The organism is Rhodovastum atsumiense (assembly GCF_937425535.1).
Classification (GTDB): Bacteria; Pseudomonadota; Alphaproteobacteria; order Acetobacterales; family Acetobacteraceae; genus Rhodovastum; species Rhodovastum atsumiense.
Window position 1 is genome coordinate 6,056,613 of the sequence record NZ_OW485601.1, and the last position, 14,826, is coordinate 6,071,438.

The following is a 14,826-nucleotide window of genomic DNA, read 5'->3' on the forward strand; positions in this document are numbered from 1 at the left end:
GTTATACTGCGAAGCGACGCAGGTCCAGGGTACGCGGATGCTCGGGCCCTGTCGCGGTCAAAGGCTCGGGCATGGACCCCGGCGTATGGCCGAACGGGAAGAAGCGTGCACGCCGCCGGGCTTCCGCTTCGTTAGCATTGACGGGGAAAGTTTCGTAATTGCGTCCGCCCGGATGGGCCACGTGGTGGGTCAGCCCGCCCAGGCTGCGGCCGCTCCAGCGGTCCCAGACATCGAAGACCAGCGGCGTCTGGGCGGGGATCACCGGATGCAGGGCGGAGGGCGGCTGCCACGCCTTGAAGCGCACGCCGCCGACGAACTCGCCGGCCACTCCGGTGTGCGCCAGCGGCACGGCGCGGCCGTTGCAGGCCAGCACGTAGCGTTCCGACGCCCAGCCGCTGACTCGTGCCTGCAGCCGCTCGGTGGAGGAATCAACGTAACGGACGGTGCCGCCGATCGCCCCTTCCTCGCCCAGGACGTGCCAGGGTTCCAGGGCGTGGCGGATCTCCAGTTCGACCTCGCGCACCGAGACGTCGCCGATCCGGGGGAAGCGGAATTCAAGATGGGGCGCGAACCAGGCCGGATCGAGCGCGAAGCCGAGGCCCGCGAGTTCGTCGAGCGCGCCACGGAAATCCTGCTCGACAAAATGCGGCAGCATGAACTCGTCATGCAGCCGCGTGCCCCAGCGCACCAATTGCCGGTCATAGGGGGACTGCCAGAACGCCGCGAGGGCGGCACGCATCAGCAGCATCTGCGCCGCCGACATGCGCGCGTGTGGCGGCATTTCGAAGGCGCGGAATTCCACCAGGCCGCGACGCCCGCCCGGGCCAGCCGGGTCGTACATCTTGTCGATGCAGAACTCGGTGCGGTGGGTGTTGCCGGTCATGTCGGTGAGGATGTTGCGGAACAGGCGGTCGGTCAGCCAGGGCGGGGTCTGTCGGAAGGGCGAGATCTGGGCGAAGGCGATCTCCAGCTCGTTCAGCGCGTCCTGGCGGGCCTCGTCGATGCGCGGATGCTGGCTGGTCGGGCCGATGAACAGGCCGCTGAACAGGAAGGACAGGCTGGGATGGTTGTGCCAGAAGCCCAGCAGGCTTTTCAGCAGGTCCGGCCGGCGCAGGAACGGGCTGTCCTCCGGCGTGTTGCCGCCCATCACCACGTGGTTGCCACCACCGGTGCCGACATGGCGGCCGTCCAGCATGAACTTCTCGCTGGCCAGTCCGACCTGCCGCGCTTCCTCGTAGAGCTGCGTGGTGCGCTCGACATGCTCCGGCCAGCTTGCCGCCGGGTGGATGTTCACCTCGATGACGCCGGGATCGGGGGTGACGGAGAAATGCAGCAGCCGCGGGTCGGAGGGCGGGACATAGCCTTCCAGCACCACCTGCCGCCCGGTCTCGGCGGCGGTTGCCTCGACGGCGGCGGCAAGCTCCAGCCAGTCGGTCACGTCATAGAGCGGCGGCATGAACACGTGCAGCAGCCCGCCACGCGATTCCACCGACAGCGCCGTGCGCACGAGGTCGGGATCCTCCTGCCCGACCACCGGCCGGTCCTGCGGCACCGGGGCGAAGGGATTGCCTGACAACGCCGCCTGCCCGCGCAGCCGCAGGGCAAGGTCCTGCCGGCCCGGCAGGGGGGCGCGCGGCGCAAAGGGATCGGTCTCGAAGGGAATTTCGATCCGCGCCGGATCGACCCAGGGCAGGCTTTCCAGCGGCAGGCGGAAACCCACCGGACTGTCGCCGGGCACCAGGAACAGGGTGTCACCGCGGAAAAACCAGCGCCCGGACTGCCAGCGGCGCCCGCCATCGGTACCGATGCGGCGCAGCGGCAGCACGCTGCCCACCGGGGAGGCAAGCCCCTGGCCGAACACCCGCGCCATGCGGTCGCGTTCCAGCGGGTCACGCAGCCGGCTGTCCTCGGCGATCACGTTGGCCGGCAGCCGGTGCTCGCGCCAGAGGAAGAAATGCACGTCCTCATGTGCCGGGATCACCATGGCCGGATCGACCTGCAGCCGCTCGGCGAGCAGGCCGGTGAAGCGGGCGGCGTCCTCGGCGGTGGCGGTGTCACGGTCGCGATCGGGGTCGGCGAGCAGGCCGGGATCGGTCCAGACCGGCTCGCCATCAGCGCGCCAGTGCGAAAACAACGCCCAGCGCGGCAATTGCTCGCCGGGATAATGCTTGCCCTGGGCGTATTGCAGCGCCGCGCCGGGCGACCACAGCTTCACCAGCCGGCGCAGCAGCCGCCCGGCATAGCCGCGCTTGGTCGGCCCCAGGGCCTCGGTGTTCCATTCCGGCGCGTCGGGATCGGAAGCGGCGACGAAAGTGGGCTCGCCGCCGAAGGTCAGGCGCACATCGCCCGCCGCCAGCGCCCGGTCGACCCGCGCGCCCATGGCCAGGATGTCCTGCCATTGCCGCTCGGCATAGGGCCTGGTCACCCGCGGCGTCTCGTGGACGCGGGTGAGGTGCATGTCGAAGTCGAAGGCGACCTCGCACTTCTCCACCGCCCCGGTGATCGGCGCCGCCGATTGCGGATCGGGGCTGGCAGCCAGCGGAATATGGCCCTCGCCCGCCATCAGGCCGGAGGTCGGATCGAGCCCGATCCAGCCGGCGCCGGGCAGGTAGACCTCGGTCCAGGCGTGCAGGTCGGTGAAGTCGGCGGTCGGGCCTTCCGGCCCGTCCAGCGGCTTCACGTCGGCGACCAGCTGGATCAGGTAGCCGGAGACGAAGCGGGCGGCGAAGCCCAGGTGGCGCAGGACCTGCACCAGCAGCCAGGCGGAATCACGGCAACTGCCGCGGCCGGCGGCGAGCGTCTCCTCCGGCGTCCAGACGCCGGGCTCCATGCGCACGATGTAGGAGATGCGTCGCTGCAGGTCGTGGTTCAGCGCCACCAGCTTGTCCACCGTGCGCTGCGGCTCACGCGGCACCTCGGCGAGCAGAGCGGCAAGCAGCGGCCCCGACGCGTCCAGCTTGCGGAACGGGGCCAGCTCGTGGTCGAGCACGGCGTCGTAGGTGAAGGGCCAGGTCTCGGCCTCGGGCTCGAGGAAGAAGTCGAAGGGGTTGATGGTCGCCATGTCGGCGACCAGATCCACCGCGACCTCGAAGCGCGTCACCTTGTCGGGGAAGACCACGCGGGCGAGGAAATTGCCCTGCGGGTCCTGCTGCCAGTTCAGGAAGTGCGGCTTCGGCTCGATTCGCAGGTCATAGGACAGCACCGGGGTGCGCGCATGCGGCGCCGGGCGCAGCCGGATGGTCTGTGGCCCCAGGGAAACCGCGCGGTCATAGCGGTACGACGTGCGGTGGGTCAGCGCAACGTGGATCGACATGGTCCTCGGATCTGCCTGAGGGAACGAAACAGTCAGCCCTTTATCCGGGCAAAGCGGCGCGGGTCTACCCTGGATAGGATGCGACCTGCTTCTCCCGGGTCGCGGTTGCACACAAGATCGGCAACCAGCCGCCCGGCAGCGGGCGAGGTCTGGATGCCATACCCCCCCTGCCCGACGCTCCAGAAGAAGCCTTCGGCCGTGCCGTCCCAGCCGACGGCGAAGCTGCGGTCGGGGGTGAAGGTGCGCAGCCCCGACCAGGCGCGCTCCACCCGGCGCACCTCGATGGCGAGCGCCTGCTGCATGCGGTCGATGCCGATGGCGATGTCCAGCTCGTCCGGCTGCACGTCATGCGGGGGCATGTCGGTTTCGTCGCAAGGGGTGACCATCAACCGGGTGCGCGCCTCCGGCCGGCAGTACCAGGTGTGGTCCACGTCGTTGAACAGCGGCCAGGTGGAGACATCCCAGGGGGCGGGGTCGATGATGATGCCGGTGCGCCGCTTCGGCTGCAGCCCGAGCGGTGCCACCCCGGCCTGCGCCGCCACCTCGTCGCCCCAGGCGCCGGCAGCGTTCACCACCACGGGAGCACGGAAAACCGCCCCGCCGGTGACCTCCACCTCCCACAGCCCGCCGCGGCGCTCGATCCGGCCGGAGCGGCTGCGCAGCGCCAGCACCCCGTCGCGCCGGCGCAGCAGCCGCAGGAACCCCTGGTGCAGGGCGGCCACGTCCATGTCGAAGGCATCGTCCTCGACCGCGGCGGCCACGGCATAGTCCGGGCGCAGCGCCGGGATGCGCGCGCGCAGCTCGGCGATCGGGGCCTCGCGCAGGCCGATCCCCTCCGCCATCAGTCGGTGCAGATGGTCAAGCTGGTCAGGCGGGGCGAGGAAGCAGAACGGCCGCGGCGACATCAGCGGCACGTCGGTGAAGCCCTGCGGCGGGGTTTCGAAAAACGGACGCGACAGGCCGGTCAACACGCGGACATCGGCGGGGCCGTAGTTCAGGATCCACATGGCAGCGGAACGGCCGGTGGTGTGATACCCGGCCTGCTCCTCCGCCTCGATCAGGGCCACCTTGCGATCAGCGGCGATCTGCGCGGCGGCAGTGGCGCCGGCGATGCCGGCCCCGATGACGATGACGTCGGTCGTATGCGTGTCCATCGGTGAAAGATCGGATGTTGCAACGCAGCAAGCAAGTGTGACCCCATCTTATGCTGGAGGCCCGGCCATGTGCCGGCGCGAAGGCTCGCGGGGCGGCGATCCCGCGGCCGGGATATGCCGACGGCAGGATATTCTTCTCATCGTATGCAGATGACGTCTTCGTGACGTTGCCTTGCCTTGTCTTCCCGCCTCCGGGCGCCGGCGGAAGGATGCGCGGGGTTGTGCATGGCCCCGCGCGCGCCCCAGGATGGATGCGGGTGAAACGGAGAGACGCGCATGGTCGAGCTGATTTTGCGCAGCGATAGCGTGGTCACGCCGGATGGCGTGGATGCCTGTGACATTGCCATCGCCGCCGGACGCATCCTGTGTGTCGCCCCATTCGGCAGCCTCGACGGCACGTCCTCCGCCCGCCTGATCGACCTGACCGGCCGCATCGTCATGCCCGGCGGCATCGACCCGCACGTCAATTGCGACTGGCCGATGCCGATGGCGGATGGCCCGCTGCGGCGCAGCCAGCCCGCGAGCGTGGTCAGCCGGGCAGCGGTGTACGGCGGCACCACCACGCTGATCGATTGCGTCCGCCTGACCGAAGGCAGCGCCGTCAGCGACGCCATCGGCCGCCGACAGGAACGCTGGGATGGCGCCTGCCACACCGACTACGCCTTTCACCTGCTGGTGGAAGGCAGCGCCTCGCCCCCCCTGCTCGAACAGCTCGGCGAGGCGCTGCGGGCCGGCCATGCCTCGGTGAAGGTCTTCACCACCGACATCACGCCTAGCCGGCGCGGGCGCAAGGTCGACCTCGGCAGCATCTGGGAGCTGTTCCAGGTGGTCGCCGCCAACAAGGGCCTGATGGTCGTGCATGCCGAGGACGACGACATCGTCATGCACATGTATGAAAAGCTGCTGCAGGAAGGCCGCGTCGGCTTCGAGAACATGGCCGAGGTGCATAACGGCCTCTCCGAGGACCTGGCGTTCCGGCGGCTGATCCGGCTGGCCGAATGCGTGCCGGGGACGGCGCTGTACCTGGTGAACGTCAGCGCCGCCACCGGGGTCGCGGCGATCCGCGAGGCACGCTCCAAGGGCCTGGCGATCTATGGCGAGAGCCTGCCGCACTACCTGCTGTTCACCAGCGAGGATTACCGCAAGCGCAACGGCCAGTTGCTGCACACCTTTCCCTCGCTGAAGTCCGAGAAGGACCAGGCGGCGCTGTGGGCCGGCACGCTGGACGGCAGCATCACCTGCATCGCCACCGACGAGATCTGCTGCACCCTGGCCGAGAAGATGCAGGGCACGCGCATCGATGACCTCGCCGGCGGCCATGTCGGCGTCGAGCCCCGGCTGGCACTGATGTACACCGAGATGGTCGGGCGGCGCGGCTACACGCTGCGGCGCTTCGTCGACCTGGTTTCCACCAATGCCGCGCGGGTGATGGGGCTCTATCCCCGCAAGGGCGCGATCGCCGAAGGCGCGGACGCGGATATCTGCGTGCTCGACCCGACGCGCCGGCGCGCCATCCGCAGCGAGGACCTGCACGAGGCCGACCACACCGCCTGGCATGGCTGGGAAGCGCAGGCCTGGCCCTGCCTGACCATCCTGCGCGGCAAGGTGGTCATGCAGGAGGGCGAACTGACCGGCGACCTCACCGACGGCACCTGGATCCCGCGCCGCATCCCCGAGGACATCATCGCCGCGCCGCAGCTCTGACGCCGGGTCAGCCCAACGCGATCCGCACCGTCTCCCCCGGCGGGATCTCGTGGGCGACCCCGCGGACCAGGATCGGCACCTGCTCGCCTGCCTCCAGCGTCGCGGTCAGGGCGTCCGGCTCGATCCGCACCCGGATCCGCCGCCCGCGCCAGTGCACGCCGAAGCCCAGGCCCTGCCAGTCCCGCGGCAGGTGCGGATCGAAGGCCGGCGCCTCGCCGCGCAGCGACAGCCCGGCAAAGCCGAAGATCGCCGTCTGCCACAGCCCACCCAGCGCGGCGATGTGCACGCCGCCGGCGCTGCCCGCCGCCTTGTCCTCCAGGTCGATCGCCGCGGTCGCCCGGAAGTAGCGCAGCGCCATGTCCACATCGCCCATCCGTGCCGCCACCACCGCGTGCATGGACCGGCTGAGCGAGCTGTCATGGCCGCAGCGCGGCTCGTAGTAGCGGAAATTGGCGAGCTTGGTGCGCGCGTCGAAGGCGTCGGGCAGCAGGGCCAGCAACGCCACCACGTCGGCCTGCTTGATCACCTGCGAACGCTTCGTCCGCTCCCGCCCGAGCAGCACGTCCATCGCCGCGGTGCGGCCGGCATACTGGGCGAGATCGACTTCCTCCAACTGGAAGAAGCCGGCGAACTGCTCGATCAGGTCGACGCCGGGAAGCTGCCCGGTCACCAGCGTGTCCGCCGCCTCGCGCCAGGAGGCGAACTCCGCGTCATCGAGGCCGAGCCGGCCGGCCAGCTCCGCCCAGCGCGCCGGCCAGCGCTCGCGCAGCAGCGCCGCGAGGTCGAGCGCGGTGCGGATGTTCCACTGCGCCATGATGTTCGTGTAGGCGTTGTCGTCGATGGTCTCGTGGAACTCGTCGGGGCCGATGACGCCGCGGATATGGCGCCGCCCGTCCGCCTCCTTCACCCCGCGGCTGGCCCAGAACCGGGCCGTTTCCAGCACGATTTCCGCGCCGGCTTCCAGCAGGAACCCGTCATCGCCGCTCGCCCGCCAGTACTGCATCACCGCGTAGGCAACATCGGCGCTGATGTGCTGTTCCTCGCGGCCACAGAGGACGCGGATGATCTGGCCATCCGGGCCGATGATCTCCTCGGGCGTGGTTTCCTCGCCGGTATCGGCCGATTCCCATGCGTAGAGCGCGCCACGCCAGCCCATCCGGACCGCCTTCGCCCGCGCGCCGCCAAGCGTGTGATAGCGGTACATCAGCAGCGCCCGCGCCGCCTCGGGCCAGGTCACGATGTAGAACGGCACCAGATAGATCTCGGTGTCCCAGAAGACATGGCCGAGATAGGAATCCCCGGTCAGCGCCCGCGCGCCGATGGAGACGCGCTCGTCCGCGGGATTGGCCGAGCCATTCAGGTGGTAGATGGCGAAGCGCAGCGCGCGGAGCGCCGCGTCATCGCCCTCCACCATGATGTCGCTGCACTCCCAGCGCGTCGCCCAGGCCGCCTCGTGCGCCGCCACCACGCCGCGCCAGCCGATCGCGCGGTTCCGCTCCAGCGCTTCCCGCGCCATCCGGCCGGCCCCGCCATCCGGGCTGTCGCCCCGCGACACGGCGGCCAACCGGTCCAGCGCCACCACCTGCCCGGCCACCGATTGCCAGTTCCACGACCAGCGCAGATGGTCGCGCAGCGACGGCATCACCTCCCGCCCGTCCAGATGCAGCGACGCGGCCCCGGTCATCGCCAGCGTCTTGCCCGACTGCCAGGTACGCCAGATACCCAGGTCCGGCTCCACCAGCACCGGATCGAGCCCGAGCCCCGCCCCTTCGAACGAAGCCTCTAGCCGCACGTCCAGGTTGTCCCGGTCGAGTTCGAGGCGCAGCAACTGCAGCCCGACGGCGCGGTCCGCCAGCGACACCAGGCGTAGGGTGCGCACCCACACGTCCACGCCCCGGCTGTTGCGCTGGTGCCATTCGGTCAGCATCACGCCACGATTCATGTCCAGCTTGCGCTCGTGCGCGAGCAGATGGCCCTCGCGCAGCAGCAGCGGCGCGCCGTTGACCAGGATGCGCACGCGCAGCCAGTCGGCCGCCGGCACCAGCGCAGGCACCGGCGGGTCGGTGTCGGGCGTGTCGAACAGGCCGGCGACATAGGTGCGCGGCCAGGACGACCAGGTCAGCGTGTGCAGCCAGGACACCCAGGTCGGGCCGCGACTGACCGCCCGCGCGCCGCGCACCCCCAGGAAGCCGTTGGCGATGGTGAAACGCGATTCGATGCCGCTCTCGCGCAAGGGGTTGTGGCCCTGCTCCTCCAGGATCCAGAGCGGGTCGGCAGTCGGTTCCAGCACGCGCTCCATCGTCGCACTCCCTTACTTCGGCCGGCTGCGGAGGACACCCTCCGCCAGCGCATCCACCGCGACTTCGTCCAGGCTGGTCACCACCAGATCGGCCCCCGCCGCCTGCAGCAGCGCCGCATCGTCGAGCCGGGCCACGCCGAGCCCCGCCATGCTACCCGCCCGCGCGGCGGCAATGCCGGCGGGCGCATCCTCGACCACGACGCACCGCTCCGGCGCGATGCCGAGCGCCGCGGCCGCCATCAGGAAGATCTCCGGATCGGGCTTGCCGTGGCGGAGCTCCCGGTCGCACACATTGGCGTCGAAGGCATCCACCAGGGTCGGCCCCGGCTCGAAGGGGATCAGCCGCATCATCCGGGTCGCGTTCTTCGACGAGGACGCCACCGCGACGCGCACCCCCCGCGCCCGGATCGCGGCCAGGAAGCGCAGCGCATCGGGAAAGGCGTCGAAGCTGCGCGCCTCGATCAACTCCTCGATGCGGCGCTGCTTGCGCGCGGCATAGTCCTCGGCCGCGCGGGCGGCGTCGGGGACGCCAAGCCGCTCCAGCGCCGCCCGTGCCCCGTCGAGTCGCGGCTTGCCGGCGACATGGGCCTGGTAGAACTCCGTGGTGAAGGCGGCGGGATCGGTCAGGCCCGTCAGCGCCTCGCGCCAGGCGCGCTCATGCGGCGAGGCCACCAGGACACCGTCGACGTCGAAGATGGCGGCAAGGAGCTGGGAACGGTGGGAAGCGGATTGGGCTGGCATGCGGCAATTCCACCTCTGCTTGCATGTCAGATCCGGGACCGCGTGACTCGGCGGCCGGCCCCGGATGAGGCCGGCAGACTAGCCGGGAAGAAACGCCGCCGGCCAGCGCGTTTCTTCCCGGCCGGGGAATTCCCCTGAAAGAAGGCTTCCCGAGCCTCGCGCCCTCACGCCGCGCGCGCGGTGGTCCCTTCCAGCTCGGCCATGAAGCCACGCGCCCAGTCCGCCGAGGTGTGGCGGTTCACCGCCGTCCACATCTGCCGCCAGCGCGTCCGCCGTTCCTCCGGCGGCGCGGACAGCGCCGCGTGCAAGGCTTCCGCCGTCTCGTCGGGATCGTGCGGGTTGATCACCAGCGCCCCTTCCATCGCCTCGGCAGCGCCGGCGAAGCGCGAGAGCACCAGCATCCCGGGCGCTTCCGGGTTCTGCGCGGCCACGTATTCCTTGGCCACCAGGTTCATCCCGTCGCGCAGCGGCGTCACCAGCCCGACTGAGGCCATCCGGTAGAAGCCGGCCAGCACGTCCCGCCGCACCGCCTGGGTCAGGTAGCGCAACGGCGTCCAGTCGAACTCGGCGTGCTCACCGTTGATCCGCCCGGTCAGTTCGTCCAGCTCGCGCCGGAGGCTGCGATACTGCGCCACGTCGCCGCGCGAGACCGGCGCCACCTGCAGGAAGGTCACCCGGTTGCGATGCTCGGGAAAGCGGCGCAGCAGCCGCGCGAAGCCACGGAACCGCTGCGGCAGCCCCTTGGAGTAGTCCAGGCGGTCGACCCCCAGGATCAGTGCGCGGCCGCCCAGCGACTGGATCAGGCGCCGCACCTCCGTGCCGCCCTCGGCCTGGCGGGCCGCCGCGGCGAAGCTCTCGGGGTCGATGCCGATGGGAAAGGACCGTGCCTTCGGCGGCAGCCCCTGCGCCTGCAGCACCTCGTTCATGTGCCGGGCGTCTTCCTCGGTCTGGGTCCCGAGCACGTCGTAGCAGGCGAGCTCGCGCGCCATCTCGTCGCCCTGCGGCAACGCCGCCCACACCGCGGCCGGCGGGAACGGCACGTGCAGGAAGAAGCCGATGCGGGCCTGCACCCCGGCCTCGCGCAACGCCGCCCCCATCGGGATCAGGTGATAATCGTGCACCCAGATCAAGTCGTTCGGCCGCAGCAGCGGCACCAACGCGGCGGCGAAAGCGTGGTTGACGCGCTGATAGGCGCCCAGGTCCTCGCGCCGGAACTCCGCCAGAGCCACCTGGTAGTGCAGCAACGGCCACAGCATGCCGTTGGAGAAACCGCGATAATATCCCTCGTAATCGCCCTGCGCGAGATCGAGGGTGGCGTAGGTGATGCGGCCGCTGCGATGGATGCGCGGCTGCGTCGCCGCCTGCGCCCCGGCCGTGCCCGACCAGCCGAACCATAGGGTTTCATGGCTGGAGACCGCCTCGCGCAATGCCACTGCAAGCCCCCCCGCCGCCCCCGACCGCTCACGGGGCGGCGGCACGCGATTGGAGACCAGGACCAGCCGGCTCACGAGTGGGCCGCCAGTGCGGCCAGCCAGGCCCGCACGTCGGCCGCATCGCCGAACGCCTCCTGCACGCGCAGGCCAATGCCGCCCTGCTCGCGGGCGACACGCATGCCATCCTCGTCGGTCACGTCATCGCCGATATAGACCGGCACGCGGCCGGCGAAGGGGGCACGGGCCATCAGCGCGGCGACGGCGCGGCCCTTGTCGGCGGCACGCGGCTTCACCTCCCAGGCCATGTGCGCCGCCATCACCACGAAATCCGGGTTGGCGTCGCCGACGATCGACAGCAGCGCCTGGCGCAGCGCCGAGCCGGCCTGCGGCTCCAGGCGGAAATGTAGCACCAGGCCGTGCGCCTTGCGTTCCAGCAACACGCCCTGGTAGCCGGAGGCAACCCGTTCGGCCTGGGCGATCCAGGGCGCCGGCAGCGCCGGCAACGACTTGCGTTCCAGCGCCTCGCCGGGGGCGTGGCGGATCGCCGCCCCGTGCTCGCCCGCGATGGCATAGGGCGCATCCCCGAGCAGGTCGTAGACCTGCTCCACCGGCCGCCCGCTCACCACCGCCAGGGCATCATCCAGCCGTGCCCGCAACCGTACCAATGCAAGGGGCAATTCGACAGGCACCACGACATCCGCGGGCGTCGGCGCGATGTCGAGCAAAGTACCGTCCATATCCAGTAATAATGCTGCGCGTTCAGGCAGCCTGACAGAAACGTTCATTTTTAATTATGCCTCCAGCATAGTCCGCGGTTCCGTCAAATCACGGAACCTTGCGGAATTGGGACGGCATGGCGTCAGAGCCGACAACCAACCAGTCTGACGTCGTAGACAGGATGCTCGAAAATGGAAACCGATGGATCCGATAATATCATCCAGGCCCGGAATGGAGCTGGCCCCGGGCGTGAATCGGTAATTTCGAGAAAGGCTGCCGCATCCGGCGGCGCATCCGACGGTCGCACGACGCAACTGCGGACGAGGATGGTCAACGATCCGTATTGCAGCGGCTCGTTGATCCGGCCGGCGAGCGGCGTCGCGCGGGCGCTGACCTTGTCCAGCATGATCAGCTCGACACCAGTCCGGGGCTGCCAGACATCGACCGGAGCGACCGGAGGCGGCGGGGCCTGCACCGGAGCCTGATAGGCCGGGGCTTGATAGGCAGGAGCCTGATAGCCAGGGGCCTGGGGCGCCGGGGACGGCGCCGGGCCGAATCGGGGCTGCGAGAACGGGAAGGCACCCGAGCCTGGCTGGGGGGCTTGCGCCCGGGCCGCGGGCGCAAGCAGCACCACCATCGCCAGCACCGCCAGGGGCATGGGCTTCATGCCTTGCCCCCGGCCTGGCGCGGGCTGCGCAACGCCCCGACCATGTCGGCCAGGATGCGGCGCATCGCCTGCTCGTCGACGCCCATCAGCACCGCGTCCTCGAACGCATCCTGCATGACCTGAGCGAGTTCGGCATGGTTCTCGGTCAGCGTCCGCAGCTTCTCGCGGCAGGAGACCGGCGCGCCGTCGGGCTGGGGCCAGACCTGCGGTGGCGCGATCACTTCTCGCCCCCCGGTCCCCCGCCCTTGCCCTGTCCGCCCTGGCTGGACAGGTTGCTGACGCTGAAGATGAACTTGCCGAGCAATTGCTCCAGGCTCACCGAGGACTGGGTAATCTGCACCGCGCCGCCCGGAGGAAGCATCTTCTCCTCCCCGCCCGGCACCAGCGAGAGGTATTTCCCGCCGAGCAGGCCGTCGCTGGTGACCTCCGCGCTGGAATCGGTGGGCAGCTTCACCCCGTCCTGCACGGTGAAGGACACCATCGCCTGGTAGGTCTGCGGGTCGATGCGGGCGGCGGTCACGCTGCCCACCTTCACCCCCGCCACTCGCACGTCGGAGCCGATGTTCAACCCGTCGATGCGGTCGAACCGGGCCTGCAGGGTATAGCCGGCCACCGGCGTGCGACCGGTGTTGGCGACGGCGTAGCCGAGGAATCCCAGGGCCACCACGAGCACGACGGCACCGGCCAGCGTCTCGGTCAGGCTGCGTTGCGCCACGTTCGTCGCCCGCCTCAGGTGCCCGGGGTCCAGGCTTCGTAGTCGCCCGTGGCACGGGCGCGCTGGCCGCCCATGTAGTCGTGCCCGGCGGGACGGTAGCTGCCGGCGGTGCCGGTCAGGTTGGCCAGATGCGGCTTCTGCCAGGGGCGCCGGTTCTGCACCGGCAACGGCGCGTCCGTGGTGTAGTGCAGCCAGGCATGCCATTCCGGCGGCACCCGCGAGGCATCGACGGGGCCGCCGCGATACAGCACCCAGCGCCGCGTGCGCCTGCCGGTGCGGACCCGACGCTCCTCGTAATAGACGTTGCCGGATGCGTCCGTGCCGACTTGGCGGCCCTTCAGCAAGGTGAATATGCGGGTGCCGATGGTCATGCTCACGCATATAGGCCGCCACGGCGCAGCGGTCCATGCCAGGGCGGCGCGACTCGATATCCACAGGCTTTCCCACAAGATTTTGTGGTTATCCCCGGAACTGCCATCCAGATGCGCTTTCGGAGTCGCGCCCGGCGGCCCTAGCATCACGCCATGAAGATCAGCAAGCCCTGGCGGGGCGTGCGGATGCGCACCACTCCCGCCGCGCCGGACCCCGATTCCGACCGGCGCGCCGTCACCCTCCCGGCCGCCTGGGACGACCGCGCCGCGGCCGCGCTGGCCGCGTTGGTTCCGGGCCAGGGCCCGCTTGCCCTGGCCACGGCGGCGGAAGCCTGGATCGAGCCGCTCGCCGCCGCCGCGCGCCGCGCCGGGTTGGACGAGACCCTCGGCCCCCGGTTGCATGGCCTGCTGCTCGCCCGCCGCGCCGCCCCCACCGCGGCGCTGTGGCACGGCGCCCCACGCCCGGAACAGGCATCGGAAACACCGGGCTTCGTGCTGAACCTCGCCGCCTTCCACCTGCCGGATTCCGGCTTCGACCTGCCCGGCTTCATCACGGCAGTGGGTACCACCGTGCTGGCACTCGCGCTGTGGACGCCGCCGCCGACGCAGCACCCCGCGGTGGCCCTGGCCGACCTCGCCGGGCTGCTGGCCGCCCTGCATGTAGAATACGACAGCGCCGCCGGCCGTGCCGTCGGCGCCGCGCTGGCCGCGCTGCTGCGCGGCCAGGTCGAGGCCACCGCCGCCGCCCTGCCCGGCGGGCTCGGCCTGCCCGGATCGGGAACCCGGATCGGCACCACCGTGCCCGAGGCGCCCGCGATCCCCGGCCTGGCCGAGGCCGCCCGCGCCGCCCTCGATGCCGCCGCCGCGGCACCAGCCCCGCGATCGCACGTGCTGGCCGTGGTGTCCTCCCCCGGCGCCGCCGAGGCGTTGCTCGGGGTCGAGACCGGCGGCATCGCCCCCGCCTTCGCCCCGATCGACGATGCCGGACGACTGACCCGCACCGCCCGCGCCACCCTCGCCGCGCGCGGCCTGAGCGGGGAAGCGGCACTGGCCACGCTGCTGGCCGGCCTGCCCCTGTTCGCCGTCGCCACGGCCGAGGCGCATGCCGCCATGCATGACGCGATCGCCCCGTTCCTGCACACCATGCCGCGCCGGCCGCAGAACCGGCCGGCACTCGCCCCGGCCCCGGCGCTGCGCCGGGACCTGCCGGCCCGGCGCAGCGGCTACACGCAAAAGGCCAGCATCGGGGGCCACAAGCTGTTCCTGCGCACTGGCGAATACGCCGACGGCCGGCTCGGCGAGGTGTTTATCGGCCTGCACAAGGAAGGCCCCGCCTTCCGCAGCCTGATGGACAATTTCGCCATCGCCGTCAGCCTCGGCCTGCAACACGGCGTGCCCCTGGAAGCCTTCGTCGAAGCGTTCACCTTCACACGCTTCGGCCCGGCCGGACCCGTCGAGGGCGACCCGGCGGTGAGCCGCGCCACCTCGCTGCTCGACTACGTGTTCCGGAACCTCGCCGCGAACTACCTGGGACAGACCGAACTGGCCGAGCCGGAGGAGGAAGACGAGGAGGATACCGGCACCCTGGGCGCGGGGGCACGGGAGCGCGCGCCGCTGCTGCCGCTTGATTTGCCGCAGGCGGAGGGGCCGCGAATCCGGCGGCGCGGATTGCGGCTGGTGGGGAAGTAAGCCCGGGGCGCTGCCCCGGCCCC

General features: G+C 70.7%; 12 protein-coding genes. 2 read left to right on the plus strand and 10 right to left on the minus strand.

Going from position 1 to position 14,826, the window contains the following annotated elements; genetic code table 11:
• Position 1 precedes the first annotated feature (1 nt).
• Entirely contained in the window at positions 2–3,313 is a 3,312-nt protein-coding gene (locus NBY65_RS27280; protein WP_150038674.1) for a transglutaminase family protein, read from the minus strand.
• 32 nt (positions 3,314–3,345) lie between these two features.
• Positions 3,346–4,467, minus strand: a complete 1,122-nt coding sequence (locus NBY65_RS27285) for an NAD(P)/FAD-dependent oxidoreductase (protein WP_150038676.1) — start codon at positions 4,465–4,467, stop codon at positions 3,346–3,348.
• 276 nt (positions 4,468–4,743) lie between these two features.
• On the opposite strand from NBY65_RS27285, the gene NBY65_RS27290 reads away from it, so the two are divergent.
• The gene (locus tag NBY65_RS27290; protein WP_150038678.1) at positions 4,744–6,171 is read left to right on the plus strand and encodes a dihydroorotase; all 1,428 of its coding nucleotides are present in this window, start codon (positions 4,744–4,746) and stop codon (positions 6,169–6,171) included.
• A gap of 7 nt (positions 6,172–6,178) precedes the next feature.
• On the opposite strand, the gene NBY65_RS27295 is transcribed toward NBY65_RS27290, so the two are convergent.
• The 8 genes from NBY65_RS27295 to NBY65_RS27330 form a co-directional block, all read right to left on the minus strand.
• Entirely contained in the window at positions 6,179–8,470 is a 2,292-nt protein-coding gene (locus NBY65_RS27295) for a glycoside hydrolase family 65 protein (protein ID WP_150038680.1), read from the minus strand.
• Between the two features lie 12 nt (positions 8,471–8,482).
• Complete coding sequence (locus NBY65_RS27300) at positions 8,483–9,211, minus strand: HAD family hydrolase (RefSeq protein WP_150038682.1); 729 nt, start codon at positions 9,209–9,211, stop codon at positions 8,483–8,485.
• Positions 9,212–9,375: 164 nt separating this feature from the next.
• Entirely contained in the window at positions 9,376–10,719 is a 1,344-nt protein-coding gene (locus NBY65_RS27305) for an alpha,alpha-trehalose-phosphate synthase (UDP-forming) (RefSeq protein ID WP_150038684.1), read from the minus strand.
• The gene (otsB, locus tag NBY65_RS27310; protein WP_239002622.1) at positions 10,716–11,381 is read right to left on the minus strand and encodes a trehalose-phosphatase; all 666 of its coding nucleotides are present in this window, start codon (positions 11,379–11,381) and stop codon (positions 10,716–10,718) included. Before otsB ends, NBY65_RS27305 begins: the two co-directional genes overlap by 4 nt.
• A 122-nt stretch (positions 11,382–11,503) precedes the next feature.
• Complete coding sequence (locus NBY65_RS27315) at positions 11,504–12,019, minus strand: DUF2155 domain-containing protein (RefSeq protein WP_250265747.1); 516 nt, start codon at positions 12,017–12,019, stop codon at positions 11,504–11,506.
• A 5-nt stretch (positions 12,020–12,024) separates the two neighbouring features.
• Positions 12,025–12,246: a hypothetical protein gene (locus tag NBY65_RS27320; RefSeq protein ID WP_150038910.1), complete on the minus strand. Its 222-nt coding sequence runs from the start codon at positions 12,244–12,246 to the stop codon at positions 12,025–12,027.
• Positions 12,246–12,743, minus strand: coding sequence for an outer membrane lipid asymmetry maintenance protein MlaD (mlaD, locus tag NBY65_RS27325; RefSeq protein ID WP_150038690.1), 498 nt, complete (start codon positions 12,741–12,743; stop codon positions 12,246–12,248). The genes NBY65_RS27320 and mlaD overlap by 1 nt, the downstream gene beginning before the upstream one ends.
• Positions 12,744–12,757: 14 nt before the next feature.
• Entirely contained in the window at positions 12,758–13,114 is a 357-nt protein-coding gene (locus NBY65_RS27330; RefSeq protein ID WP_150038911.1) for an NADH:ubiquinone oxidoreductase subunit NDUFA12, read from the minus strand.
• Between the two features lie 153 nt (positions 13,115–13,267).
• On the opposite strand from NBY65_RS27330, the gene NBY65_RS27335 reads away from it, so the two are divergent.
• Positions 13,268–14,803 carry a TSCPD domain-containing protein gene (locus tag NBY65_RS27335; RefSeq protein WP_150038692.1) on the plus strand — a complete coding sequence of 512 codons (1,536 nt, stop codon included), beginning with the start codon at positions 13,268–13,270 and terminating at the stop codon, positions 14,801–14,803.
• The last annotated feature ends 23 nt before the right edge of the window (positions 14,804–14,826 follow it).